Annotated in this window: 18 protein-coding genes, 2 pseudogenes and 1 riboswitch; of the genes and pseudogenes, 4 read left to right on the top strand and 16 right to left on the bottom strand. The window is 73.1% G+C overall.

What is annotated here, in order from left to right; translation table 11 throughout:
• Positions 1–140 precede the first annotated feature (140 nt).
• The 3 genes from ACIGXJ_RS31985 to ACIGXJ_RS31975 all read right to left on the bottom strand — a co-directional run bounded on the left by ACIGXJ_RS31985 (position 141) and on the right by ACIGXJ_RS31975 (position 1990).
• Entirely contained in the window at positions 141–1007 is an 867-nt protein-coding gene (locus tag ACIGXJ_RS31985) for a universal stress protein (RefSeq protein ID WP_399652811.1), read from the bottom strand.
• Positions 1004–1246 carry a hypothetical protein gene (locus tag ACIGXJ_RS31980; protein ID WP_399652808.1) on the bottom strand — a complete coding sequence of 81 codons (243 nt, stop codon included), beginning with the start codon at positions 1244–1246 and terminating at the stop codon, positions 1004–1006. Before ACIGXJ_RS31980 ends, ACIGXJ_RS31985 begins: the two co-directional genes overlap by 4 nt.
• An 81-nt stretch (positions 1247–1327) precedes the next feature.
• Positions 1328–1990, bottom strand: a complete 663-nt coding sequence (locus tag ACIGXJ_RS31975) for a dienelactone hydrolase family protein (protein ID WP_399652805.1) — start codon at positions 1988–1990, stop codon at positions 1328–1330.
• A 270-nt stretch (positions 1991–2260) separates the two neighbouring features.
• On the opposite strand from ACIGXJ_RS31975, the pseudogene ACIGXJ_RS31970 reads away from it, so the two are divergent.
• Positions 2261–2356 (top strand): annotated as a pseudogene (locus tag ACIGXJ_RS31970) (PPOX class F420-dependent oxidoreductase); the annotation flags it as partial.
• Between the two features lie 33 nt (positions 2357–2389).
• On the opposite strand, the gene ACIGXJ_RS31965 reads toward ACIGXJ_RS31970, so the two are convergent.
• Together ACIGXJ_RS31965 and ACIGXJ_RS31960 are read right to left on the bottom strand one after the other, a co-directional pair.
• The gene (locus ACIGXJ_RS31965; RefSeq protein WP_399652803.1) at positions 2390–3775 is read right to left on the bottom strand and encodes a glycoside hydrolase family 5 protein; all 1386 of its coding nucleotides are present in this window, start codon (positions 3773–3775) and stop codon (positions 2390–2392) included.
• Between the two features lie 415 nt (positions 3776–4190).
• Positions 4191–5384: an MBL fold metallo-hydrolase gene (locus ACIGXJ_RS31960; RefSeq protein ID WP_399652800.1), complete on the bottom strand. Its 1194-nt coding sequence runs from the start codon at positions 5382–5384 to the stop codon at positions 4191–4193.
• Between the two features lie 333 nt (positions 5385–5717).
• Between ACIGXJ_RS31960 and ACIGXJ_RS31955 the strand changes: the two are divergent.
• Both ACIGXJ_RS31955 and ACIGXJ_RS31950 read left to right on the top strand, forming a co-directional pair.
• Positions 5718–6896: pseudogene (locus tag ACIGXJ_RS31955) on the top strand (Glu/Leu/Phe/Val dehydrogenase dimerization domain-containing protein).
• A 200-nt stretch (positions 6897–7096) separates the two neighbouring features.
• Positions 7097–7708, top strand: coding sequence for a TetR/AcrR family transcriptional regulator (locus tag ACIGXJ_RS31950; RefSeq protein WP_399652797.1), 612 nt, complete (start codon positions 7097–7099; stop codon positions 7706–7708).
• A gap of 245 nt (positions 7709–7953) precedes the next feature.
• On the opposite strand, the gene ACIGXJ_RS31945 is transcribed toward ACIGXJ_RS31950, so the two are convergent.
• Together ACIGXJ_RS31945 and ACIGXJ_RS31940 are read right to left on the bottom strand one after the other, a co-directional pair.
• Positions 7954–8739 (bottom strand): SGNH/GDSL hydrolase family protein, encoded by a 786-nt coding sequence (locus ACIGXJ_RS31945; RefSeq protein ID WP_399653300.1) that lies wholly within the window; start codon positions 8737–8739, stop codon positions 7954–7956.
• A gap of 250 nt (positions 8740–8989) precedes the next feature.
• Positions 8990–9940: a peptidoglycan DD-metalloendopeptidase family protein gene (locus ACIGXJ_RS31940; RefSeq protein ID WP_399652795.1), complete on the bottom strand. Its 951-nt coding sequence runs from the start codon at positions 9938–9940 to the stop codon at positions 8990–8992.
• A 3-nt stretch (positions 9941–9943) separates the two neighbouring features.
• Positions 9944–10102, bottom strand: a riboswitch (cyclic di-AMP (ydaO/yuaA leader).
• Positions 10103–10541: 439 nt separating this feature from the next.
• Here ACIGXJ_RS31940 and ACIGXJ_RS31935 point away from each other — a divergent pair.
• Positions 10542–11339: a tyrosine-protein phosphatase gene (locus ACIGXJ_RS31935; protein WP_399652793.1), complete on the top strand. Its 798-nt coding sequence runs from the start codon at positions 10542–10544 to the stop codon at positions 11337–11339.
• A gap of 21 nt (positions 11340–11360) precedes the next feature.
• Here the strand turns inward: ACIGXJ_RS31935 and ACIGXJ_RS31930 are convergent, their stop codons facing one another.
• The 9 genes from ACIGXJ_RS31930 to hpnE all read right to left on the bottom strand — a co-directional run bounded on the left by ACIGXJ_RS31930 (position 11361) and on the right by hpnE (position 21930).
• Entirely contained in the window at positions 11361–11480 is a 120-nt protein-coding gene (locus ACIGXJ_RS31930) for a DUF6126 family protein (protein ID WP_399652790.1), read from the bottom strand.
• A complete protein-coding gene (locus ACIGXJ_RS31925; protein WP_399652788.1) occupies positions 11477–12118 on the bottom strand; it encodes a helix-turn-helix domain-containing protein in 642 nt (213 codons plus the stop codon). Before ACIGXJ_RS31925 ends, ACIGXJ_RS31930 begins: the two co-directional genes overlap by 4 nt.
• A 61-nt stretch (positions 12119–12179) precedes the next feature.
• Complete coding sequence (locus ACIGXJ_RS31920) at positions 12180–13589, bottom strand: aspartate aminotransferase family protein (protein WP_399652786.1); 1410 nt, start codon at positions 13587–13589, stop codon at positions 12180–12182.
• On the bottom strand, positions 13586–15481 hold the full coding sequence (gene dxs, locus ACIGXJ_RS31915) for a 1-deoxy-D-xylulose-5-phosphate synthase (protein ID WP_399652784.1): 1896 nt from the start codon (positions 15479–15481) through the stop codon (positions 13586–13588). The genes ACIGXJ_RS31920 and dxs overlap by 4 nt, the downstream gene beginning before the upstream one ends.
• 80 nt (positions 15482–15561) lie before the next feature.
• Positions 15562–16584, bottom strand: coding sequence for an adenosyl-hopene transferase HpnH (gene hpnH, locus ACIGXJ_RS31910; RefSeq protein ID WP_399652781.1), 1023 nt, complete (start codon positions 16582–16584; stop codon positions 15562–15564).
• A gap of 5 nt (positions 16585–16589) precedes the next feature.
• Positions 16590–17234, bottom strand: a complete 645-nt coding sequence (locus ACIGXJ_RS31905; RefSeq protein WP_399652778.1) for a 1-hydroxy-2-methyl-2-butenyl 4-diphosphate reductase — start codon at positions 17232–17234, stop codon at positions 16590–16592.
• Entirely contained in the window at positions 17231–19237 is a 2007-nt protein-coding gene (shc, locus tag ACIGXJ_RS31900) for a squalene--hopene cyclase (protein WP_399652776.1), read from the bottom strand. The genes ACIGXJ_RS31905 and shc overlap by 4 nt, the downstream gene beginning before the upstream one ends.
• A gap of 123 nt (positions 19238–19360) precedes the next feature.
• Complete coding sequence (locus ACIGXJ_RS31895; protein WP_399652774.1) at positions 19361–20503, bottom strand: polyprenyl synthetase family protein; 1143 nt, start codon at positions 20501–20503, stop codon at positions 19361–19363.
• Positions 20500–21930: a hydroxysqualene dehydroxylase HpnE gene (hpnE, locus tag ACIGXJ_RS31890; RefSeq protein WP_399652772.1), complete on the bottom strand. Its 1431-nt coding sequence runs from the start codon at positions 21928–21930 to the stop codon at positions 20500–20502. The genes ACIGXJ_RS31895 and hpnE overlap by 4 nt, the downstream gene beginning before the upstream one ends.
• Positions 21931–21963: the final 33 nt, after the last annotated feature.

Genomic DNA, 21963 nt, shown 5'->3' with positions numbered 1-21963 from the left:
TATGAGCTTTCGCATGTCTGCCCGATAACGCTTTCGTCGCCCCCACGGAAACACGTCCCGAAGTGGTCCGACCCGATCAGAAACGGTCACAGTCGGTGACACCGCTGCCGGGCGAGGCGTCCCACGCGGCAGGGCGTCCCTCAGGCGGGCACGATCGCGACCGGGCAGCTCGCGTGGTGCAGCACGGCGTGGACGACGCCGCCCAGCCGCATCCCGAGCCGCTCGGCGGGCGGATGCCGCGGTACGACGATCAGCGCGGCCCCCTCCGACGCCTCCACCAGCGCGCCCGCGGCCGTCCCGACGGCGAGCACCGTCTCGGTGTGCACCTGCGGATACTCGGCGGCGGGCCGGGCCGCGTGCTCCAGGAGCCGGCGGTGCAGACGCTGCTCGGCGTCGAACTGGCTGACCTGCGGCACCATCATCCCGGCCCGGGTCAGCGGGGCCCAGGCGTGCACCAGTCGTACGGCGGTCCTGCGCAGGGCCGCCTCGGCGAGGCCGAAGCGTACGGCGTCCTCGTCGCGCTCGTCGCGGACGCCGACCACGACGTCGCCGTGGGCCGCCCTCTCGGTGTGGCCCCGCACGACGACGACGGGACGGTCCGCGTGGGCGGCCGTCTTCAGGCTCACCGAGCCGAGCAGCAGGCCGGTGAAGCCGCCGCGGCCGCGGGTGCCGACCACGATCAGGCCGGCGTCGCGGGAGGCGTCGAGGATCACCTCGGCTGGCGGGCCGTGGCCGAGGACGGCGTCGGTGGGCAGGCCCGGGTGGGCGGCGGCGGTGCGGGCCCGGGCGTCGTCCAGCACCCCGGCGGCGGCGTCCAGGACGCGCGCGCCGGTCTCGCCGCGCCCCTCGGTGGCCGCCTCGGCCGGGACGACGGGGACGGCGTGCACGATCCGCAGGACGGCGCCGCGCAGCTCCGCCTCACGGGCCGCCCAGTCGGCGGCGAGCCAGGCGTGGAGGGTGTCGTCGAGCCCGACGAGCACGGCGCCGGGGTGTGGGTCCGTGGTCATCGCTTCTCCAGTGCCTGTGCGCGGCGGTCGCGAGCGACGAGGCCGAGGAACCGGCCCTCCGGATCGGTGACCGGGGGCACCTCGGTGTCCGCCTCGGTCCTCGGGTCCAGGAGCGGCCCGGGCCGCCGGCCGGCGCGCACGGTGGCCGGGCCCGGACGCGGCACCTCGACGAGCTGCGCCCGTTCTCGCCGCAAGACCAGCCGCCGGACCGCACGGCGGTCGTGCAGCCGTGCGGGCATGTCCCCACCTCCCTCCGGTGGGCAGCGCGCCGTGGCCGACCGGGTACCCGGTCGCGCGGGCGGGCACACGGGGCCCCAGGGTCAGCGGCCGTCCGCCATGGCGCGGAGCCGTTCGTCGCACCACACGCGGGTCGCCCCGGCGACCTGCTCCAGCGCGCCCGGCTCCTCGAAGAGGTGGGTGGCCCCCGGCACCACCCGCAGCGAGTGCGGCGCGCTCAGCCGCCCGGCGGCCTCCTGGTTGAGCCGCAGCACCTCCAGGTCCGCGCCGCCGACGAGGAGCAGCACCGGCGCCCGTACGGTCTCCAGGACGTGCCCGGCCAGATCGGGCCGTCCGCCGCGCGAGACCACGGTCAGCACACGGTGCGGGCGGGCCTCGGCGGCGACCAGGGCGGCGCCCGCACCGGTGCTCGCCCCGAACAGGACGACCGGCAGCCCGCGCGTGTCCGGGTGACCGTCGAGCCAGTCGACGGCGCCGACCAGGCGGCGGGCGAGGAGCGCCACGTCGAAGCGGTGCTCGCCCGTGCGCGCGTCGTGGCGTTCCTCCCGCTCCGTGAGCAGGTCGATCAGCAGGGTGCCGAGGTGCGCGGTGCGCAGATCGGCGGCGACCTGCCGGTTGCGGGCGCTGTGCCGGGAGCTGCCGCTTCCGTGCGCGAAGAGCACGACCGCCCGGGCGGCCGAGGGCACGACGAGGTCGCCCTGGAGCCGCACGCCGTCCGCGGACACCTGCACCAGTTCGGAGAACATCCCGATCACCGCTCCCGCCGTCGTCGTGCGCGTACGGCCGTCCGCCCGGCCTCTTTCCGGCCGCGTACCCGTCTCGCCGGGATGCGACCCTGCCGGGCCTGGACGGTCTCGGGATCCGGGAAAATTCCTGGGAGGGCCTCCGGCGCCGGACCCATACCGACCCGCATGACCACGACGTCCACCCGCGCGCCGGGACGGTACCCATGAGCAGGTGTCCGGAGGTGACCTGGTGCTGCTGGGCGTGCGGATGGCCGTCGAGGGCTGAGTTCCGAGGACGCCTTTCCGCGCGGTCTCGTCGACGAGCGCCGCGTCGTGATCCGCCTGAAGGGGCGGCGGCTGTACGGCACGGCACTCGACGTCGAGGGCCAGGGCGGATCGAGGGCCGGCGCGGATCGGGGGCTAGCGCGGTGTGACGACCACGGTCACCTGGGCGCCCGGGCGGGCGTGGACGCGGGCCGTCGTCGAGCGGCCGGCCGGGAGGGTGGCGGCCGGGGTGGTGGCGGGGCCCGTCAGGGTGATCCGCCAGCCGCCCGGCCGGGACGGCACGCGGATCTCGGTGATCCCGCGTCCGGCCCGGTAGGCCAGGCGGTAGGCGCCGATGCCGGGGGCCTGGCTCTCGGCCGTGACCGTACCGGCGACGGCCGGGGCGTACGGGGCTGCCGTGCGGTCCTTGTCGGGGCGCAGTACGCCCTTGTCGTCCAGGGCGCAGTAGCCGCCGCCGTAGCACCACACGTAGCTCGCCCAGCCGGAGGTGTAGCGGCCCAGTGAGGCGAGCGCGTCGCGGTAGAAGAGGCCCGTGTTCGGCAGGGAGTTGTTCAGCGGGCCCCACTCTCCGACGACCACGGGGACGCGCTGCTCGCGCGGGTAGGCGGTGACGGCCGCCTCGTATGCCTCGATCCAGCCCGCCGCCGGGTCGTAGTCGGCGCCGGCCTCCATCGCGGTGTTGTAGAAGTGCGGGGCGTACACCGCCTTCGGGTCGTCGACCCGGCCGAGCGCGGTGGGCAGGCCCTCGCCCACGATCGGAGTCGGCTCGAAGAAGATCCAGGCGTCCCGGTCCACCGAACGGACCGCGTCGGCGAGCCGGTTGTACATCGGGGTCAGCTGCTCGGCCTCGATCCGCGCGGCCGCCGCCGGCAGGTCCTCGCCGGGGCGCAGTTCGCCCATGGGCTCGTTGATCAGGTCGTAGCCGAGGACGGCCGGGTGGTGCGCGAACCGGCCGGCCAGCACCCGCCACATGCCGGCCTGGGCCCGCCGCAGGTCGTCGTCCTCGTAGAGGTGGGTGAACGCCCGCTGCACGGCGGGCTCGAAGTACTCGGAGAACCAGTCCTCCGGGTGCGGGGTGAAGGGCAGCCCGTCGGTCCTGGTCGCCCACGCGGGGATGCCGCGGTGCCCGAACGCGGGCCCGTAGACGTCCTGGTGGGCGTCGATCAGCACCTGCACCCGGTACTTGTGCGCCCAGTCGAGCACGCGCCCGACCTTACGCAGGTAGTCCCCGCTGTAGTGCCCCCGCTCAGGCTCCAGGTCGTCCCAGAAGACCAGCAGCCGGGCGAAGTTGAAGCCGTTGTCGCGCAGATCCCTGAAGTGCCGCTCGGTGATCGAGGAGAGCGCCTGCTCCCCGCGGTGGGTCTTGTCCTCGACGTTCCACCCCCGCAGGGTGAGCACGCGGCCGTGGTCGTCGGTGAGCCTGGGGACGTCCGGCACACGGGGCGCGGCCTCCACCCGGACGGCGGTCCCGGCTCCCAGCAGGGCACAGCAGAAGAGCGCGGCGAACAGTCGTCGGTACACGGGCGCAACCTCCGGCACGGTCGGAACGACGGCGTGCGGGAGATCCCATCAGCAGGACTGACGGTCCATCAAGAGGTGTGACGGTCCTAGGTACATCGACGTGGCTGCGCGTGCCTCGCGGGGCCGGCGTCACCGCGCCGCCGGCGGTCCTCCGGGGCGCCGGACCTTCATGGTCGTCCGCGCCACGTCCGCCCTGGGGGGTCGGCCCTCGGGGGCTGCCTGGCCGCACCCCTCGCCGCGCCCAGCGCCGGAGAGCGGGTCACCCGCCCGGCCGGTTCCGGACCTGCGCCTGGCAGTCGAGTCGGCCCGGAGGAGATCCGGTGGGACGCCGAGACCGTCCCGGCTTCCCGCTGCGGCCGCCGGTCAGCCGGTCAGCCGGTGATCGGCGCCCGTCGGCCCGGTGAGGCGCCCGGCGTCAGCGGTCCCCCGCCAGGTCGAGGTCGCCGCGGGGCGTCTCGCCGGTGACCTCCACGGCCCCGGGCCGCCGCCACAGACGCGCGACCGGGGCGGACACCGAGCGCCACCACGGCTCCGCGGGCAGCTTGCCGCCCGGCTCGAAGGGCTCGCCGGGCCGGGGGAAGGCGACGGCCTGCCCGGCCTCCTCGGCGGCGTCCTTGGTCCACTCCCCGGGCTCCGCCCACGCGTGCGGGGCGAGGTTGAAGGTGCCCCAGTGGATGGGCAGCAGCACGCCCGCCGGGCTGCCGCCCTGGAGGTCGAGGTGGGCGCGCAGCGCCTCGGCCGGGGTCATGTGGATGTCCGGCCAGAACTCGCTGTACGCGCCGAGCTGGATCATCGTCGCGTCGAACGGGCCGTGCGCGGCGCCGATGTCCCGGAAGCCGTCGAAGTAGCCGGTGTCGCCGCTGTGGTACACGCGGTGCTCCTCGCCGGCGACGACCCAGGACGCCCAGAGGGTGTGCTGGGTGTTGCGCAGGCCGCGCCCGCAGAAGTGGCGGGCCGGGGTGGCGGTCAGGGTGAGTCCGCCGATCCGCGTCGACTCGTGCCAGTCCAGCTCGCGGATCCGGTCGGGGGAGACGCCCCAGTACTCCAGGTGCGCGCCGACGCCGAGCGGGACGGCGAACACGGTGTCCGTGCCGGCCAGCGTCTTGATCGTGGGCAGGTCGAGATGGTCGTAGTGGTCGTGGGAGATCACGACCACGTCCACCGGGCCGAGCGCGGCGAGCGGCAGGGGCACGGGGTGCAGCCGCCTGGGCCCGGCGAAGGCGAACGGGGAGCAGCGCTCGCCCCAGACGGGGTCGAGGAGCACGCGGGTGCTGTCGATCTCCGCGAGCACGCTGGAGTGGCCCATCCAGGTCAGGCGCAGTCCGGAGGCGGGCGGCCGGGCGATGTCGGCGAGGGTGGTGGGGTGCACCGGGATGCGGCCGCTCGGGGCCCGGCGGGTGCGGGCGTCCTTGTCGAAGTACAGCCTGGCGAAGTCGAGGGGCGAGCCGGAGGGCCGGGTGCGGGAGGGGCCGCCGGGGTTCTGGAAGACGCCGTCCTTGAAGTGCGGCGATCTGCGGACACGGGCCAGGCGCTCACCACTGGGGTCCGCGCCGAAGGCCTCGGGCTGGAGCGCGCTCAGCCCGGCACTCAGGGAACGGGGTCCGGCCACGGTACCTCCAGTGGAATCGGTGAGGTCTCCCATTATGGTCCGCCCCACCGACAACGCCGGGGCTCCCCCGTCACGGGCGGGAGACCACACACGGGCCCGGCCGCCCGCTGATCGTCGATGCAGCACGTTGACAGGGCCCGGGCGCCGTTTCGATACTGGTCCAGATACTGACTGACGATTCAGTAGCACCCTGGAAAGAGCCGTAGCCACCGGAGGGAGCCGCCGTGGAGGACCCCGCACACGCGCGTGCGCCCCGCGCGAGCCGGCCGGCGCCCTCGCCGAGACCCTGGGCAGTCCGGCGCCCTCGCCGATCGCCCTCACCGAGGAGACCTCATGACCGCTCCCCTGCTGTCGCTCACCTGGACCGACCACGTCACCGGCCGGCAGGGCTTCCTGGTCGTCGACCGGCTGGTGCGGGGCGTGTCCAGCGGCGGGCTGCGCATGCGGCCGGGCTGCACCCTGGAGGAGGTCGCCGGGCTCGCGCGGGGCATGACCATGAAGGAGGCCCTGCACTACGACCCGGAGAGCCGTTACATCCCGCTCGGCGGCGCCAAGGGCGGCATCGACTGCGACCCCCGGGACCCGGAGGCGTACGGGCTGCTGGTGCGGTACCTGCGGGCGATGGGGCCGTACATCGAGCGGTTCTGGACCACCGGCGAGGACCTCGGTCTCAGCCAGGACCTGGTGGACCGGGCGGCGGCCGAGGCGGGGCTCGTCTCCTCGGTCCAGGCGGTGTATCCGCTGCTCGACGACGAGACGGCCGCGCGGGCGCGGCTCGCGTAAGCGTTCGCGGTGGAGGTGGACGGCATCGGGCTGGACGAGCTGGTCGGCGGCTGCGGTGTCGCCGAGGCCGCGCTCACGGCGCTCGACCGCGCGGGTGTGCCGTACGCGGGCACGCGCGTGGCCGTGCAGGGGTTCGGCACGATGGGCGGCGCCACGGCCCGCTTCCTCGCCCGCGCGGGCCTGACGGTCGTGGCGGTCGCCGACCTCAAGGGCACGATCGCCAACCCGGCGGGGCTCGACGTGGAGGCGCTGCTCGCGGCGCGCGACGCCCACGGCATTGTCGACCGGGCGGCGCTGCGGCCCGGCGACCGGGAACTGCCCTGCGAGGACTGGCTGTCGGCGGAGGCGGAGATCCTCGTCCCCGCGGCGGTGTCGTACGCGGTCGACGCCGGGAACCAGGAGGGGGTGCGGGCTCGTTGGATCGTCGAGGCGGCCAACATGCCGGTGGTCGCCGAAGCCGAGGAACTGCTGGCGGCGAGGGGGGTGACGGTGCTGCCGGACGTGGTGGTCAACTCGGGTACGAACGCGTGGTGGTGGTGGACGCTGTTCGGCGACATCGGCGCGGACCCGGACGAGGCGTTCGCGCACACGCGCCGATCGATGCGCGCACTGGTCGACCGGATGCTGGCGCGCGCGGAGGCCGACGGCACGGCTCCGCGCGCCGCCGCGCACGCCCTGGTGGAGGAGAGGTTGCCGGTGATCGCCGAGCGCTTCGGCTGGTACCGGTGACCGTGGCCACGTTCCTCGGGCCCGCGTCTCGCGGTCGTGGGCAAGCGACCAGCGCGCCGTACGGCGGGAAGAGCCCGAGCGCGACCGCCCTCCGGCGCCCGACGACACGCGCCGACTGAACGGCCGGTCAGTTGGTGCCGACGGGCCCCGCAGAGGCGTCGACCGGCCCTGCGGGGAGGGCGCTGTGTAGGGTGAACCGCGTGGCGAGAGTGCGGTTGAGCGTGGAGGAGCGGCGCGAGGAGCTGCTGCGGGCCGCCGTCGAGCAGATCGAGGCTCGGGGCGTGGCCGCGGTGCGGATCGCCGACGTCGCCGCGGCCCTGGGTGTGAGCAACGCGCTGGTGCTCTACCACTTCTCGACGAAGGAGAAGCTGGTCGCCGCCGCGTTCTCCCACGCGGCCGAGGCGGACCTGGCCCGTCTGCGGGGGCTGCTCGGCCGCCGCACCTCCGCGCTGCGGCGGCTGCGGGCGGCCGTGCGCTGGTACGCCCCCACCGGGCAGGCCAAGGGCTGGCGGCTGTGGATCGAGGGCTGGGCGGCCGCCCTGCGCGAGCCGGCCCTGCGGGACGTCACACGCGACCTCGACCGGCGGTGGAAGGCCGCGCTCACGGAGGTCATCGCCGAGGGCGTGGCGGCGGGCGAGTTCCGGTGTCCCGACCCGACGGCCAGCGCCCTGCGGCTGACCGCGCTGCTCGACGGCCTCGCGGTGCAGCTGACGTCGTACCCGGGCGCGGTGTCCCGGGCCCGGGCGACGGGATGGGTGGACGAGGCGCTGGCCCGGGAACTGGGGCTGTCCGTCGAGGCGTTGACCTCCTAGGGGGTGTCTCGTCGATCAGGCCGGATCAGCGAGCGGCGTCCGGTGCCGTGCACCGCAAGGCGGAGGAGGGCGTCGACGCGATGGGGTCCCCGCTCGAGCGGAGCCGAGAGTGGGGAAGTCGGCGACTGACGACAACGCGGCGAGGCGCGGTGCCGGGCGCCGGGAGCCCGGCATGATCGGCGAGACGCCCCCTAGGGCCGGCCCCCGCGCCGATCCGACCCAGCGGGGCGCGGGGTGTCGGTCCCTCAGGCGACGATGCCGATGCGGAGCTTGATCTGGTCCGGCTTCAGCGTGCCCTTGGCCGTTACATGGTCCCCGGAGGACTCCCCGCGCAGGCGGCGCCCGATCCAGGGGACGAGGTACTCGCGGGCCCACTGGACGTCGTCGCGGCGGACTTCGAGGGTGCCGCGGGGCGGGAGGGGCGGCCAGGGCTGCTCGGGGTCGGCCGGGATCTCCAGACCGAGGGCCTGTCCGGCGCGCAGGGCGACGCGGGTGTGGCCCTCGGGCGAGAGGTGGAGCCGGTCGTGGTCCCAGGCGCGGCGGTCCTGGACGGACCTGAGGGACCACAGGTCGAGCACCGGGCAGCCGTAGCGGTCGGCGATGGCCCGCACATGGCCGTTGTACGTCGCGATCTTGCCGCGCAGATGCTTCAGGAGGGGGACGCCCCGGGTGTCGAAGCCGGTCGTCACCATCACCGTGCCGGCCGCCTCGGTGAGTACGGCGACCGCCCGCTCGAAGCGCTCGGCGACGTCGTCGGGGTCGGTGCCGGGCCGGAGGATGTCGTTGCCTCCGGCGCAGAAGCTGACCAGGTCCGGGGCGAGTTCCACCGCCCGGGGCACCTGGTCCGCCACGATCTGGTCGAGCAGCTTCCCCCGTACGGCGAGGTTGGTGTACTCGAAGTCGCCTTCGGGCCGTCGGTCGGCGAGCAGCACCGCGAACCGGTCGGCCCAGCCGACGAACGCCCCGTCGGGGCCGGGGTCGCCGACACCCTCGGTGAAGCTGTCCCCCAGCGCCACGTACGACCCGATCACTGATCTGCTGTCACTCTTCGAATCGTCTGCCACGTCGGCCCATGATTCACCTTCGAATGTGACCTACGCGACCGTAGGCCGGGGTTGACGGGCGGTGAGATAAGCCACTCCCAAAGTGTCGTCAGGTCCGGGAATAACCCCTGCTCCGGTCCTGTTGGGGTGCGGCCGCCCGGGGGTGGGTGCACCAGGGACGCGCCGAAGGCCGGACCCGGGGATCGGGGTCCGGCCTTCGGCGGGTGCACGGTGGGCGTCAGCCGATGGCGACGCCGTGCGAGCGGAGGTAGGCGATCGGGTCCACGTCCGAGCCGTAGTCCGGGGTGGTGCGGATCTCGAAGTGCAGGTGCGGGCCGGTCACGTTGCCGGTCGCGCCGGAGAGGCCGACCTGCTGCCCGGCGGTCACCGTCTGCCCGGCCGAGACGGAGAGCGAGGAGAGGTGGGCGTACTGGGCGTAGTAGCCGTCGCTGAGCTTGATGACGACCTGGTTGCCGTACGCGCCGCCCCAGCCCGCGGAGACCACGGTGCCCGCGCCGACCGCCTTGAGCGAGGTGCCGGTCGGGACGACGAAGTCGGCGCCGGTGTGGTAGCCGCTGGACCACATGCTGCCCGCCACGCGGTAGGCGGTGCCGACACCGGCCCCGGACACGGGGGCGGTGTAACCGCTCGCCGCGGTGGTGTCCGCCTGGGTGGCGGTGGACTCGGCGGGCTTCGGGGCCTCGGTGGTCTCGGCGGACTGCGCGGCCGGCTTCGGCGCCTCGGCGGCCTTCGGCGCGGAGGTCTTCCTCTCGGCGGCGTCGGAGGACTGCGTGGCCGCCGCCTTCTTGCCGAGCGCGAGCTTCAGGCCCGGGTGGATCAGGGACGGGTCGCTGCCGACGGCCTCGCGGTTGTCCTGGTACAGCTTCTGCCAGCCACCGCTGACGTGCTGCTCCTGGGCGATCTTCGAGAGGTAGTCGCCGATCTTCACGGTGTACGTGCGCGGGGTCGCGGCGGCCTTCTTCTCGACGGCCTTGGTGTTCACGGCGGCCTTCTGGACCGTGGCGGCCGCGCTGACGGCCTTGTCGGGGACGGACTGTCCGGTCGCGGCGTTCGCACCGGTGGCCGCCAGAAGCGGCAGGGCGAGTGCGGCGCCACCGGTACCGGCGACGGCGATCGAACGGGTCAGGCGCTGGGCCTTGGGACGGCGGTGCTTACCCTTCGCGGGCATGGGCTTTTTCCTCTCCGGCGCCTGCGAGGTGAGCTGTCGGGTGCGGACTGGAGATGTCCGGCCGCGACGGGCGCGGCTTTACCCCGAGCCGTTCCGGAGACCGGAACAGGCGATTGAACCTGTGGGTCCCCCGCTCCTGCCGTACACGGGTGGGTTTGCGCGGGCTCCGGGCGGCGGCAGGATTAGGCGTCCGTCCGGATCGGTGGCGAACGTAAGCGACCAAGACGCAAAGGGACAAGCAAGAGGTTCCACCCGAAGGGCTTCTTCTTGATCCTTAGTGGCAATTCCCGGTCACCCTCCGTGCATTTCAGCCGCGGCGCATTCGCCAAACACCCTTGAAAAGCACCTTGATTACGTGAGCATGACGGGCGACTCACGGTCACGTGTATGACGCTCCTCACGTGACGATGCTCCACGTTCCTTTATTCCAGAGCGAGTTGGAATGAAGGCACTAATTCGGACAGAAAGCCCAGATGTGGCGTGAGAGGAGAAGCGGCGCATACATGTCCCCCCGAGGCCGTGTCGTAAGGTCGGTCGTATGGTCATGAGCGAGCCCGTCGGTCGAGCCGCGCCGGCGGGGCCCGACCGGAGGGAGCCCCACGTGACGCAGCAGGTCCCGTCGACCGAGCCGGAGCTGGCCGGAGTCCGTAATTTCCGTGACGTGGGCGGACTGCCGACCGTCGACGGACGCCGGGTGCGCCACGGCGTGCTCTTCCGCAGCGGCCACCTCGCGCACGCGACCGCCGAGGACGCGGCCTTCCTCGCCTCACTTGGCCTGCACACGATCTTCGACTTCCGCAACGCGGCGGACCAGAAGCTGGAGGGCCCGGACGTCGAGCTGCCGGGCGTGCGCAACCTCAACCTGCCGCTGAGCGACCCGGCCGACGGCGCCGAGTTCTGGAAGATGGTCCGCGACGGCGACCTGGACCAGCTGCGGGAGATCCTCGCCGACGGCAAGGCGGCCGGCCGGATGATCGCCTCGTACCGGAAGATGATCAAAGAGCGCACCTCCGAGCACTCCCAGGTGCTGCACGCGCTCGCCGAGGACAGCGTCCCGGCCCTGATGCACTGCGCGGCGGGCAAGGACCGTGCCGGCCTGTCGATCGCCGTGACCCTGCTGGCCCTGGGCGTCGAGCGCGACGCGGTCCTCGCCGACTACCTGGAGTCCAACGCCAAGCACCGCCGCTACAAGGTGCACCGCGGCGGTGACGCGGCCACCGCCTACTCGCCGGAGGTCATGGAGCTGCTCAGCCCGCTCTTCGACGCGCGCGCGGAGTACCTCACGGCGGCGCTGGAGACCATTGAGGAGACCTGGGGCGAGGTCGACACCTACCTGCGGCGGGGACTCGGCGTGACGCCCGAGACCCGCGAGCGGCTGCGGGACCGGCTGCTCGACTGAGGAGCCCGAACGGGCGGCCGCCTACTTGGCTCCGACCTCGAACAGCAGATAGAGGAACCCGGCGAAGACGTGCCCGGCCACGATGTAGATCAGCAGCCGGACCCACAGGGTGCGCGGGAATTTCTGTTCGATGTCGCTCATGGCGTGTCTCTCGTCATGGGGCCCAGGCACAAGGCGGCCGTGGGGCTCTGCAGCAGGGTGTGGACGAAGAGGAGGTCGACGCCGCCCTCGTCCTCGGCGGCGATGCGGTGCGGGGTCAGCGAGTCGAAGTGCGCGCTGTCCCCGGGCCCGAGGAGTTGCGCGGTGTCGCCGAGGCGCAGCCGCAGGCGTCCCGTCAGGACGTGCAGCCACTCCTCACCGGGGTGCACCCGCACGATGTCGCCCTGGGAGCCGTACGGCACGTGCACCCGCAGGGCCTGCATACCGCGGCCGGGCGCGCCGGCCTGCCAGTACGTCCAGCCGCCCGCCCGGGTCGGCTCCATGTCGGCGGCCCGTACGACGGCGTCCCGGTCGGCGACCCGCTCGCCCAGCAGCTCGGAGACGGTCGTACCGTAGATCCTGGCGAGCGCGAGCAGCATCGGCAGCGAGGCCTGGCGCTGCCCGGTCTCCAGCCGGGACAGATGCGCGGGCGAGAGCCCGGCGGAGCGCGCCGCGGCCTCCAGCGTGAGGGAGGCCCGGCGGCGCAGGGCGCGCAGCTGGGGCGCGACGGCGGGCAGGTCGCCCACCGGCGTGTCGGGGGCCGGCCGGTCCGCGGTGGGCTCGGTCTCGGGAGAGCTCATGCTCTCCATTCAGCCGCAACCTTGCCTCTCGGGCAAATTTCTTGCCTCAGAGGCAAAAGCCTCAGCGGTTGACCACCGCCTGCTTCACCAGCGTCCTGCCGAAGTCCCACATCAGCCCGCCCCCGCTGTGCGCGTCGTCCATCACCTCGGTGAAGGCGCCGACGAACCGGTCGACCTCCTTCTCCCCGATGATCAGCGGCGGGATCAGCTTGATCACCTCCAGGTGGTCGCCCGACACCTGGGTGAGGATCCGGTGCCGTTGGAGCAGCGGGACGACGACCATCTGCGCGAACAGTCCCTTGCGGGCGGCCTGGAGCATGGCCCAGCGGCTGCGCAGCTTCAGCGACTTCGGCCGGCCGAACTCGATGCCGATCATCAGCCCCCGGCCTCGTACGTCGGCGAGCAGCTCGTACCTGTCGACCAGCGCGGCGAGCCGGGACCTCAGCAGCTCGCCGGTGGCCCGGGCGTTCGCGACGATCTCCTCGTCCTCCATGACGGACAGCACCGCCAGGCCGGCCGCCATGGCCTGGGCGTTGGAGCCGAAGCTCGCCGAGTGCACCAGGACGCGGTCCATGGACGAGTAGACCTTCTTGAAGATCCAGTCCTTGCCGAGGGTGGCGCCGACGGGGACGTATCCGCCGGACAGTGCCTTGGCGACGCACACCAGGTCCGGTTCCACGCCGTCCTCGTGCTGGTGGGCGTAGAAGTCGCCGGTCCGGCCGAGCCCGGTCTGCACCTCGTCGGCGATGAGCAGCGCCTTGTGCCGGTGCAGCAGTTCCTGTGCGGCGCGCAGATAGCCGGGCGGGGCCTCGTGGACGCCCTTGCCCTGGATGGGCTCGACGATGAGCGCGGCCACGTCGCCCTTCCGCAACTCCCCCGCGAGTGCGTCGAGATCGCCTAGGGGGACGGCGGTGTCGGGCAGCAGCGGGGCGAAGCCGTCGCGGAAGCCGTCCTCGCCGTTCACGGACAGGGAGCCGGTGGTCAGGCCGTGGAAGGCGTGCTCGCAGTACAGGACGCGCGGCTTGCCCGTGGCGCGGCGGGCGAACTTCAGGGCGGTCTCCACCGCCTCGGTGCCGCTGTTGCCGAAGAACACCCGGTCCAGGTGCGGGCTGTGCGCGAGCAGCTTCTCGGCGAGCAGGCCCGGCAGTGGCTGGCAGTCGAAGCGGGTGAGGTCGGCGAGGGAGGCGTCCAGGACGTCGTGCAGCGCCTTGCGGACCACCGGGTGGTGCCGGCCGAGGCCCATCACCCCGAACCCGGCGAGCATGTCGAGGTAGTCGTTGCCGTCGGCGTCCCAGAAGTAGGCGCCCTCGGCCCGCTCGTAGACCTTGTCGAAGCCGATGGTGTGCAGCATGCGCGGGAGCTGGTGGTTGAGGTACCTGGTGTGCAGCTCGTAGCGTTCGCCGGCCCGCTCGGCGAGGAGTCTGCCGAGGTCGAACTGCCCTGTCCCGGCGGCGGGTTCGGTGGTGGTCATGCGAGTCTCCCCTCCGACGGCTCCTCCTTCGGGGCCAGGCTCGCACCGATCCGCCCCGCGATCTCGACGGGCGTCAGCCCGATGTCGGCCAGCACCTCACCCCGCTTGGCGTGCGCGAGGAACTGCTCGGGGACGCCGAATCTCCTGACCGGTACGTCCACGTCGGCGTCACCGAGTGCCAGGGCGACGGCCGAACCGACCCCGGCGGCCCGGCTGTTGTCCTCGACGACCGCCACCAGCCGGTGCTCGGCGGCGAGTCCGGGCAGCGCGGGGTCGACGGGCTTGACCCAGCGGGGGTCCACCACCGTGCAGCCGATGCCGCGGGCCTGGAGCAGCTCGGCCGCCTGGAGGCACACCGGGGCCATCACGCCGACGGCCACCAGCAGCACCTGGGGGTCCTCCGCGCGGTGCAGGACGTCCATGCCGCCCACCCGCCCGACGGCCGGGATCTCCGGGCCGGCGGACTCCTTGGGGAAGCGCACCAGCGTCGGCGCGTCGTCCACGGCGACCGCCTCGCGCAACTGGGCGCGCAGCTGCCCGGCGTCGCGCGGGGCGGCGATCCTGAGGCCCGGCACGACCTGGAGGACGGACATGTCCCACATGCCGTTGTGCGAGGCCCCGTCGACGCCCGTGACCCCGGCGCGGTCCAGCACGAAGGTGACCCCGCAGCGGTGCAGGGCGACGTCCATCAGGAGCTGGTCGAAGGCGCGGTTGAGGAAGGTGGCGTAGACGGCGACGACGGGGTGCAGCCCGCCGGTCGCGAGCCCGGCCGCGCTGACCGCCGCGTGCTGCTCGGCGATGCCCACGTCCCACACCCGGTCCGGGAAGCGCTCGGCGAACGGGCCGAGGCCGACCGGGTGCAGCATGGCGGCGGTGATGGCGACGACGTCCTCGCGCTCCTCGCCGATCCTGACGATCTCCTCGCCGAACACCGACGTCCACGACGGCCCGCCCGAGGGCGCGAGCGGCTCGCAGGTCAGCGGGTCCATCACGCCGACGGTGTGGAAGTGGTCCTCCTCGTGCGCCAGGGCGGGCTCGTAGCCGCGGCCCTTCACGGTCAGGCAGTGCACCAGCACCGGCCCGTGGAAGCGCTTGGCGCGGCGCAGCGCCGACTCGACCGCGCCGATGTCGTGCCCGTCGATCGGGCCGACGTACTTGAGGCCCAGGTCCTCGAACATGCCCTGGGGCGCGAAGGCGTCCTTGAAGCCCTTCTTGGCGCCGTGCAGGGCCTCGTAGAGCGGGTGTCCGATGACCGGGGTGCGCAGCAGGACGTCCTTGCCCCAGGCGAGGACCTTCTCGTAGCCGTCGGTGGTGCGCAGGGTGGCCAGGTGGTTGGCGAGGCCGCCGATGGTGGGGGCGTAGGAGCGTTCGTTGTCGTTGACGACGATGATCAGGGGCCGGTCCTTGGCGGCGGCGATGTTGTTCAGCGCCTCCCAGGCCATGCCGCCGGTCAGGGCGCCGTCGCCGACGACCGCGACGACGTGCCCCTCCTCGCCCCGCACCTGGCGGGCCTTGGCGAGGCCGTCGGCCCAGCCGAGCGCGGTGGAGGCGTGGCTGTTCTCGATGACGTCGTGCTCGGACTCCTCGCGCGAGGGGTAGCCGGACAGGCCGCCCTTGCCGCGCAGCTTGGAGAAGTCCTGACGCCCGGTCAGCAGCTTGTGCACGTAGCTCTGGTGGCCGGTGTCCCACAGGATGCGGTCGACGGGCGACTCGAAGACCCGGTGGAGCGCGACGGTCAGCTCCACCACCCCCAGGTTGGGCCCCAGGTGGCCGCCGGTGCGGGCGACCGCGTGCACCAGGAACTCCCTGATCTCGTCGGACAGTTCACGAAGCTCCGGCTCGGACAGCGACTTCAGGTCGCGTGGTTGCCGGATGTTCTCCAGGATCGTCACGCTCGGGCCCCCTTCGGTCCGTGCCTCGTACTCGGTTCACCTCGACTGCTCCGCGAGCTTCAGGGCCTCCCCCGCTGACGTCACTCCCGGCTTCCGCCGACCGTCTCGCGCATGGCGCGCAGCGACTCCTTCAGGGAGCCCATGGTGGCCAGCACGGCGGTCGGCTCGTAGCCGCAGTGCGCCATGCAGTTGGCGCAGCGCGGGTCCTTGCCGCGCCCGTACTGGTCCCAGTCGGTGTCCTCGATCAGCTCGCGGTACGTCGACACGTACCCGTCGCTCATCAGGTAGCAGGGGCGCTGCCAGCCGAAGAGGGAGTAGTTGGGGATCGCCCAGGCGGTGCAGGGGAAGTCGACCTTGCCCTCGAGGAAGTCCAGGAAGAGCGGGGAGTGGTTGAGCCGCCAGCGGCGCCGGTTGCCGCCCGCGAAGGCCTTGCGGAACAGCTCGCGGGTCTGCTCGACGCCGAGGAAGTGCTCCTGGTCGGGGGCCTTCTCGTAGGCGTAGGCGGGCGAGATCATCATCTCGTCGACCTTGAGGTCGTCGTTGAGGAAGTTCAGCACCTCGACGATGGTCTGCGGGGTGTCGGTGTTGAAGAACGTGGAGTTGGTGGTGACCCGGAATCCGCGCCGCTGGGCCTCCTTGATCGCCTCCACCGCCTCGTCGAAGACGCCCTCCTTGGCCACCGACTCGTCGTGGCGCTCGCGCAGTCCGTCGATGTGCACGGCGAAGGCGAAGTAGGGGGACGGCGTGAACTTGTCGATCTTCTTGCGCAGCAGCAGGGCGTTGGTGCAGAGGAATACGTACTTCCGTCTGGCCACCAACTGGCGCACGATCTCGTCGATCTGAGGGTGCATCAGGGGTTCACCGCCGGCGATCGACACCATCGGCGCACCGGATTCCAGCACCGCGCCCACGGCCTGCGCCACCGGCATGCGCTGCTTGAGCACTCCGGCCGGATGCTGGATCTTTCCGCAGCCCTCGCACTTGAGGTTGCAGGCGTACAGGGGCTCCAGCTCCACGATGAGCGGGAACTTGTCACGCCTGCGCAGCTTCTGTTCGGCCAGGTATGTAGCGACCTTGATGGACTGGCGCAGCGGCATGGCCATCTGGCTCACCTCCGGGGGAGCAGCAAAGAACGGTGCCATTCGAAGAAAGCGGGAAGGACGGAACGAAGCACGCGGAAGGCTGATATTCCACCGCGCACCGTGCCGATCCGGACGAGCTCGTGTTCAGGAGCGTCCACCACCACCCGGACGGCCGCAACCGGGCGTTCCCCCGTCCGTACGGCGCTCAGCAGGGTGGCGGCGGACTCCATGTCGACGGCGATCGCGCCGGTCGCGAGCAGCGCGGAGCGCTCGCCGCCGCGTACGACGTGGTCGGAGCCGGTGAGCGGACCGGTGTGCACGGTGCGGCCGGGCACGGCCCGCGTCAGCTCCTTGACCAGCAGTTCCGTGCCCACGCACGGGGTGCTGCCGCGCGGGTCGCGGGTCTCCTCGGCGACGACGAGGTCCCCGGGGTGCATCCCGGGGGCGAGCCCGGCGCAGAAGCCGGTGGCGAGCACCGCGGCGCTTGCCAGGGCGGGGTCGGCGAGGACCCGGGTGACGGACCGTTCCGCCGCTCTGGGTCCCATGCCGGTGCGCAGCACGGTGACCGGCCCGTCCGCGCCGCCGCGGTCGCCCAGCCGCAGGGCCAGGTGCTCGATGCCGAGCGCGCAGGCGATCAGCAGCGGGTCCGGGAGGACGGGCTCGGTCGTCATCTGCTCCCCTGGGTCTCGGCGGGGCGCTGGGCGAACGGGTCGCCGTGGACGTACCGGCCGAGCGCGGTGAGCGGGAACACCTGCCGGTAGAGGTGGTAGTTGATGGAGAAGTCCCAGGGGAAGCCGGTGCCGGTGAAGTACGGCTCGTCCCAGGAGCCGTCCTCGCGCTGGGTCGCGGCCAGCCACTCGACGCCGCGCTCGACGGCCCTGGAGTGCCTCTCCCCCGCGGCCAGCAGAGCGAGCAGCGCCCAGGCGGTCTGCGAGGCGGTGGACGCGCCGCGCCCGCTCCAGCCACGCTTGTCCCGGTAGGAGCGCAGGTCCTCGCCCCAGCCCCCGTCGTCGTTCTGCACGGACACCAGCCAGGTGACGGCCCGCCGGATCGCGGGGTGCGAGGTGGGCAGCCCCGCCGCGGTGAGCGCCGGCACCACGGACCCGGTGCCGTAGATGTAGTTGACGCCCCAGCGCCCGAACCACGAGCCGTCGGGCTCCTGTTCGGCGAGCAGCCAGGCGATGCCGCGCCGGGTGCGCGGGTCGTCCGCGAGCCCCTCGAAGGCGAGCATCTCCACGACGTGCGCGGTGACGTCGGCCGACGGCGGGTCGATGACCTCACCGAAGTCGCAGAACGGCAGCCGGTTGGGAAAGGGGCTGGTGTTGTCGACGTCGAAGGCGCCCCACGCGCCGTTCTTCGACTGCATGCCGAGGTTCCAGCGCACGGCCCGGCCGATCGCCCCCTCCACCCGGTCGGGGTCGTGGTGGCGCACCCGGCGCAGCGCGAGGACCACCTCCGCGGTGTCGTCGATGTCGGGGTAGTTGTCGTTGTGGAACTCGAACGCCCAACCCCCGGGCGGGAGTTGGGGGCGCTTGACGGCCCAGTCGCCGGGCCGGACGATCTCCTCGCCGAGCATCCAGTCGGCGGCCCTGACCAGCTGCGGGTGGTCGGCGGGCAGGCCCGCGTCGGCGAGGGCGATGGTCGCCAGGCAGGTGTCCCACACTGGCGACTGGCAGGCCTCGACCATCCGGGCGCCGTCCTCGCGCCACACGGCGAAACGGTCCAGCGAGGCGAGGCCCTCGCGCATCACCGGGTGCTGCAGGTCGTAGCCGAGCAGGTGCAGTGCGATCAGCGAGTAGACGGCCGGCGGCTGGATGCCGCCCCAGCAGCCGTCGTTCTCCTGCCGCTCGATGATCCAGCGGGCGGCGGAGTTCATCGCGGCCCTGCGCAGCCGGCGCGGGGCGACCTTGCGCAGGGCGTGCAGCGCCTTGTCCATGCGCTGGAAGGCGCCGTCCCAACTGGCCACCGGGGCCAGGGGCTTGGCCGGGTTCGGGTCGGCGGGGTCGGTGTGCAGCTCGTCGAGCGGGAAGGGCGCCGGGCGCACCGGGCGCTTGGCCGAGACGATCGTCAGCGGGACGATGGTCTGCCGGGCCCAGCAGCCGAAGTCGTAGATGTTGAGCGGCACCCACGGCGGCAGGTAGATGATCTCGGGCGGGAGTTCGGGCAGGTCCTCCCACTTCCACCAGCCGAACAGGGCCAGCCAGATACGGGTGAACACCCGGGCCGCGGCGATGCCGCCGCGCTCGCGGACCCAGGCCGAGGCCCTCGCCATGTGAGGTGCGTCGGGGGCGTCGCCGGCCAGCCGCAGGGCGACGTACGCCTCGATGGTGGCGGAGAGGTCGCCGGGTCCGCCGTAGAAGGTGGCCCAGGGGCCGTCGTCGCGCTGCTCGCCGCGGATGAAGAGGGCCGCGGCCCGGGTGGTCGCCTCGTCGCGGATGCCGAGGAACTGACGCAGCAGCAGGTCCTCGGCGTCCATCGTCACGTTGGTCTCGAGGTCGCCCTTCCACCAGCCCTCGGGGTCCTGCCGGGCGAGGAGGTGGTCGGTGGCGCGCCGCAGGGCGAGCTCGGCGGCACGGTGCACCCCGGCCGCCTCGGGGGTGATGCTGGCTGGTTCGCTGGCCGCGGCAGCACGGTGCGGCAGGGCCCCGGTGCTTCCGTCGGTCGTCGCTGTCATGGCTTCCCCTTCACTGCAGTCGTGCTGGTCGTGCGTCTGCTGTGGGTCCGCCGTCGGCCGGTGCGGTGGTGGTGCCCGGGGCACCGGCCGGCGACTACGCGAGGGCTATTCGGCCGATAGTGATCATCTCTTCCGTACGACGACGAAGTCGGCGAGCGCCGTGAACTGCGCCCGCACCCGCTCGGGCATGTCGACCGCGTGCAGGGCCTCGACGGCGACGGCGTGCTGGCGGCGGGCCTCGTCGGCGGTCCAGTCGCGGCCGCCGGCCTCCTCGATCAGGGCGGCGCGGGCGGCGAACTCCTCCTCGGAGAAGGTCGCGAAGTCGCTGCTCTTGGCGTCCGCGGCGAGCAGCTCGCCGAGCCGCTCCGAGGCCGGGCCGCCCGCGGCGAGCGCGGCGACGACCGGCAGGGACTTCTTGCGCTGGCGCAGGTCGCTCCAGGTCTGCTTGCCGGTGGCCTCCGGGTCGCCCCAGATGCCGAGCAGGTCGTCGACGGCCTGGAAGGCGAGGCCGAGATGGTAGCCGTACCGCTCCAGGGCGTCGGCGGTGCGGTCGTCGGCGCCGCCGAGCACCGCGCCGATGGAGCTGGCGCAGGCCAGCAGCGCGCCGGTCTTGTTGCCCTCCATCTGCAGGCACTCCTCGACGCTGACCCGGTCGCGGTGCTCGTAGGAGATGTCCTGGGCCTGGCCGTCGATCAGGGCACGGCTGGCGGTGGTCAGCCTGCGGGTGGCGCGGCCGGCGTCGACCGTGCCGAGCTCCAGCAGGATCTCGTTGGCGAGGGCGAACAGGGCGTCGCCGACCAGGATGGCCTGGGCGGGGCCGTGCACCTTCCAGACGGTGTCGCGGTGGCGGCGCTGCTCGTCGCCGTCCATCAGGTCGTCGTGCAGCAGGGAGAAGTTGTGCACCAGCTCGACGGCGACCGCACCGGGGATGCCGACCTCGGGCGCGGCGCCGGTGACCTCGGCGGACATCACGGCGAGCGCGGGGCGCACGGCCTTGCCGCCGTCGCCCTCGGTGGGCCGGCCCGCGGCGTCGATCCAGCCGAAGTGGTAGGCGGAAACGGTGTCCATGGGAGGCGCCAGGCGGTCGACGGCCGCCCGCAGTACCGGGGTGGCCAGGGTCCGGCCGCGCTCCAGGAGCGCGGTCACGTCGACCGCCGTCTCCGCAGCGGCCTTCGAGGCCGGGGGCACAGTGGGCACAGTCTCTCCTCTTGTTGCGGTACCGGGGGTGCGGGGGCCTGCCGCGCGCTCGGGTTCGTCGAGTCTCATGCGGCCTCCTCGAACTCGAAGAGGTGGCGGGGGCGGGGCCGGCCCAGGGCGCGCAGCGCGGCGTCCGCCGCGCTCACACCGCTGCGGACCGCACTCTCCATGGTCGCGGGCCACCCTGTGGCGGTCCACGCTCCGGCCAGATAGAGGCCGGGGGCCTTGGTACGGGCGCCGGGCCTGAGGCGTCCGACACCGGGGGCCGGGGCGAACGTGGCGGTGCGCTCCCGGGTCACGAAGAAGTCCAGCACCCCGGCACCGCGGGTGCGGGGCAGCAGCTTCTCCAGCTCGGGCAGGTACCGCTCGCGCAGGACCGCCACGGGCTCGTCGATCTCGCCTTGCGCGGCCGACTGGGAGAGCGCCAGGTACTGGCCGCCCTTCAGGCCGGAGGCGTGCGTGCGGTCGAAGACCCACTGCACGGGTGTGCCGAGCGCGGCGAGGAACGGCGCGTCGAGCACCTTGCGGTCGTAGACGACATGGACGTTGAGGATCGGCGCGGTGCCGATCTCCAGGAGCCGCTCGGGCGCGTCGAGGGCGCCTGCGGGCAGCAGGTCGTACGCCTCGCGCTGCGGTACGGCGAGCACGACGGCGTCCGCCTCGACGGTCTCCCCGGGAACGTGAACGCTCCAACGTCCGTTGTCGTAGGGGGAGACGGAGGTGACGCGTGTACGGGTCTCGGTGCGCACGCCCGCGGAGTCGAGCGCCTTGCGGGCGAGCCGGTCGTGCAGTTCGCCCAGCGGGACATGGGCCCAGCCGATGTCGGCGGCGCCCGGGTCGGACAGCAGGCCGGTCTTGAACACCATCGCGGCGAGCGCGAGGGAGGCGTCCCCCGCGACCGCGTTGAGGGTGGCGATCCCGACCAGGTCCCACAGGGCCTCCACGGCCCGCGCCGACTGACCGTGCGCGGCCAGCCAGCTGCCGAAGTCCAGTGCGTCCAGGCCGGGATCGGCGAGGTCGAGTCCCTTGAGCGCGAGCGCGGCACGGCCGACCTTGGCGCGCTCGGCGAGCGAGAGGTGCGGATAGGTGGCGAGGCTGCGTCCCAGATGGAGGGGGACGGGCAGCGCGTCGCGCCGCAGCCTGCCGAGCCGGCGGCCCTCGGGCCGGACCACGTCGAGGACGGGCACGTCGAGCCGGTTCTGCAGCGGGGCGAGGGCGGCGCCCTCGATCCGGTCGAGGAACCAGCGGTAGGCGGTGCAGCAGCGCAGGTACACGTGCTGACCGTTGTCGACGGTGAGGTCGCCGCGCCGGAAGGAGAAGGCCAGGCCGCCCAGTCTCGGCCTGCCCTCCAGCAGGGTGACCCGCATCCCGGCGTCGGCGAGCGCGAGCGCGGCGGTGACCCCGGCGAGCCCGCCGCCGACGACGACGGCGTGTCTGCCGGGGACGTCGGCGAGGCGGGTGTCCGGCCGCTCGTGCGGCTGTGTGCCGTCGCTCATCGCGCGCCCTCCCCCGCACCGCGGTCGTTCGAC

It is taken from the genome of Streptomyces sp. NPDC053367, assembly GCF_044545925.1.
In the GTDB taxonomy this organism is placed as follows: Bacteria; Actinomycetota; Actinomycetes; order Streptomycetales; family Streptomycetaceae; genus Streptomyces.
The sequence above is the reverse complement of the archived record's forward strand: the minus strand, read 5'-3'. Positions and strand labels throughout refer to the sequence as shown.

Coding starts and splice junctions, on each gene's coding strand:
- hpnE (WP_399652772.1), bottom strand. CDS start 21,930: ATGAGCGACGGCACACAGCCGCACGAGCGGCCGGACACCCGCCTCGCC.
- ACIGXJ_RS31985 (WP_399652811.1), bottom strand. CDS start 1,007: ATGACCACGGACCCACACCCCGGCGCCGTGCTCGTCGGGCTCGACGAC.
- shc (WP_399652776.1), bottom strand. CDS start 19,237: ATGACAGCGACGACCGACGGAAGCACCGGGGCCCTGCCGCACCGTGCT.
- ACIGXJ_RS31925 (WP_399652788.1), bottom strand. CDS start 12,118: ATGAGCTCTCCCGAGACCGAGCCCACCGCGGACCGGCCGGCCCCCGAC.
- ACIGXJ_RS31975 (WP_399652805.1), bottom strand. CDS start 1,990: ATGTTCTCCGAACTGGTGCAGGTGTCCGCGGACGGCGTGCGGCTCCAG.
- ACIGXJ_RS31895 (WP_399652774.1), bottom strand. CDS start 20,503: ATGAGACTCGACGAACCCGAGCGCGCGGCAGGCCCCCGCACCCCCGGT.
- ACIGXJ_RS31980 (WP_399652808.1), bottom strand. CDS start 1,246: ATGCCCGCACGGCTGCACGACCGCCGTGCGGTCCGGCGGCTGGTCTTG.
- ACIGXJ_RS31930 (WP_399652790.1), bottom strand. CDS start 11,480: ATGAGCGACATCGAACAGAAATTCCCGCGCACCCTGTGGGTCCGGCTG.
- hpnH (WP_399652781.1), bottom strand. CDS start 16,584: ATGGCCATGCCGCTGCGCCAGTCCATCAAGGTCGCTACATACCTGGCC.
- ACIGXJ_RS31920 (WP_399652786.1), bottom strand. CDS start 13,589: ATGACCACCACCGAACCCGCCGCCGGGACAGGGCAGTTCGACCTCGGC.
- ACIGXJ_RS31905 (WP_399652778.1), bottom strand. CDS start 17,234: ATGACGACCGAGCCCGTCCTCCCGGACCCGCTGCTGATCGCCTGCGCG.
- ACIGXJ_RS31940 (WP_399652795.1), bottom strand. CDS start 9,940: ATGCCCGCGAAGGGTAAGCACCGCCGTCCCAAGGCCCAGCGCCTGACC.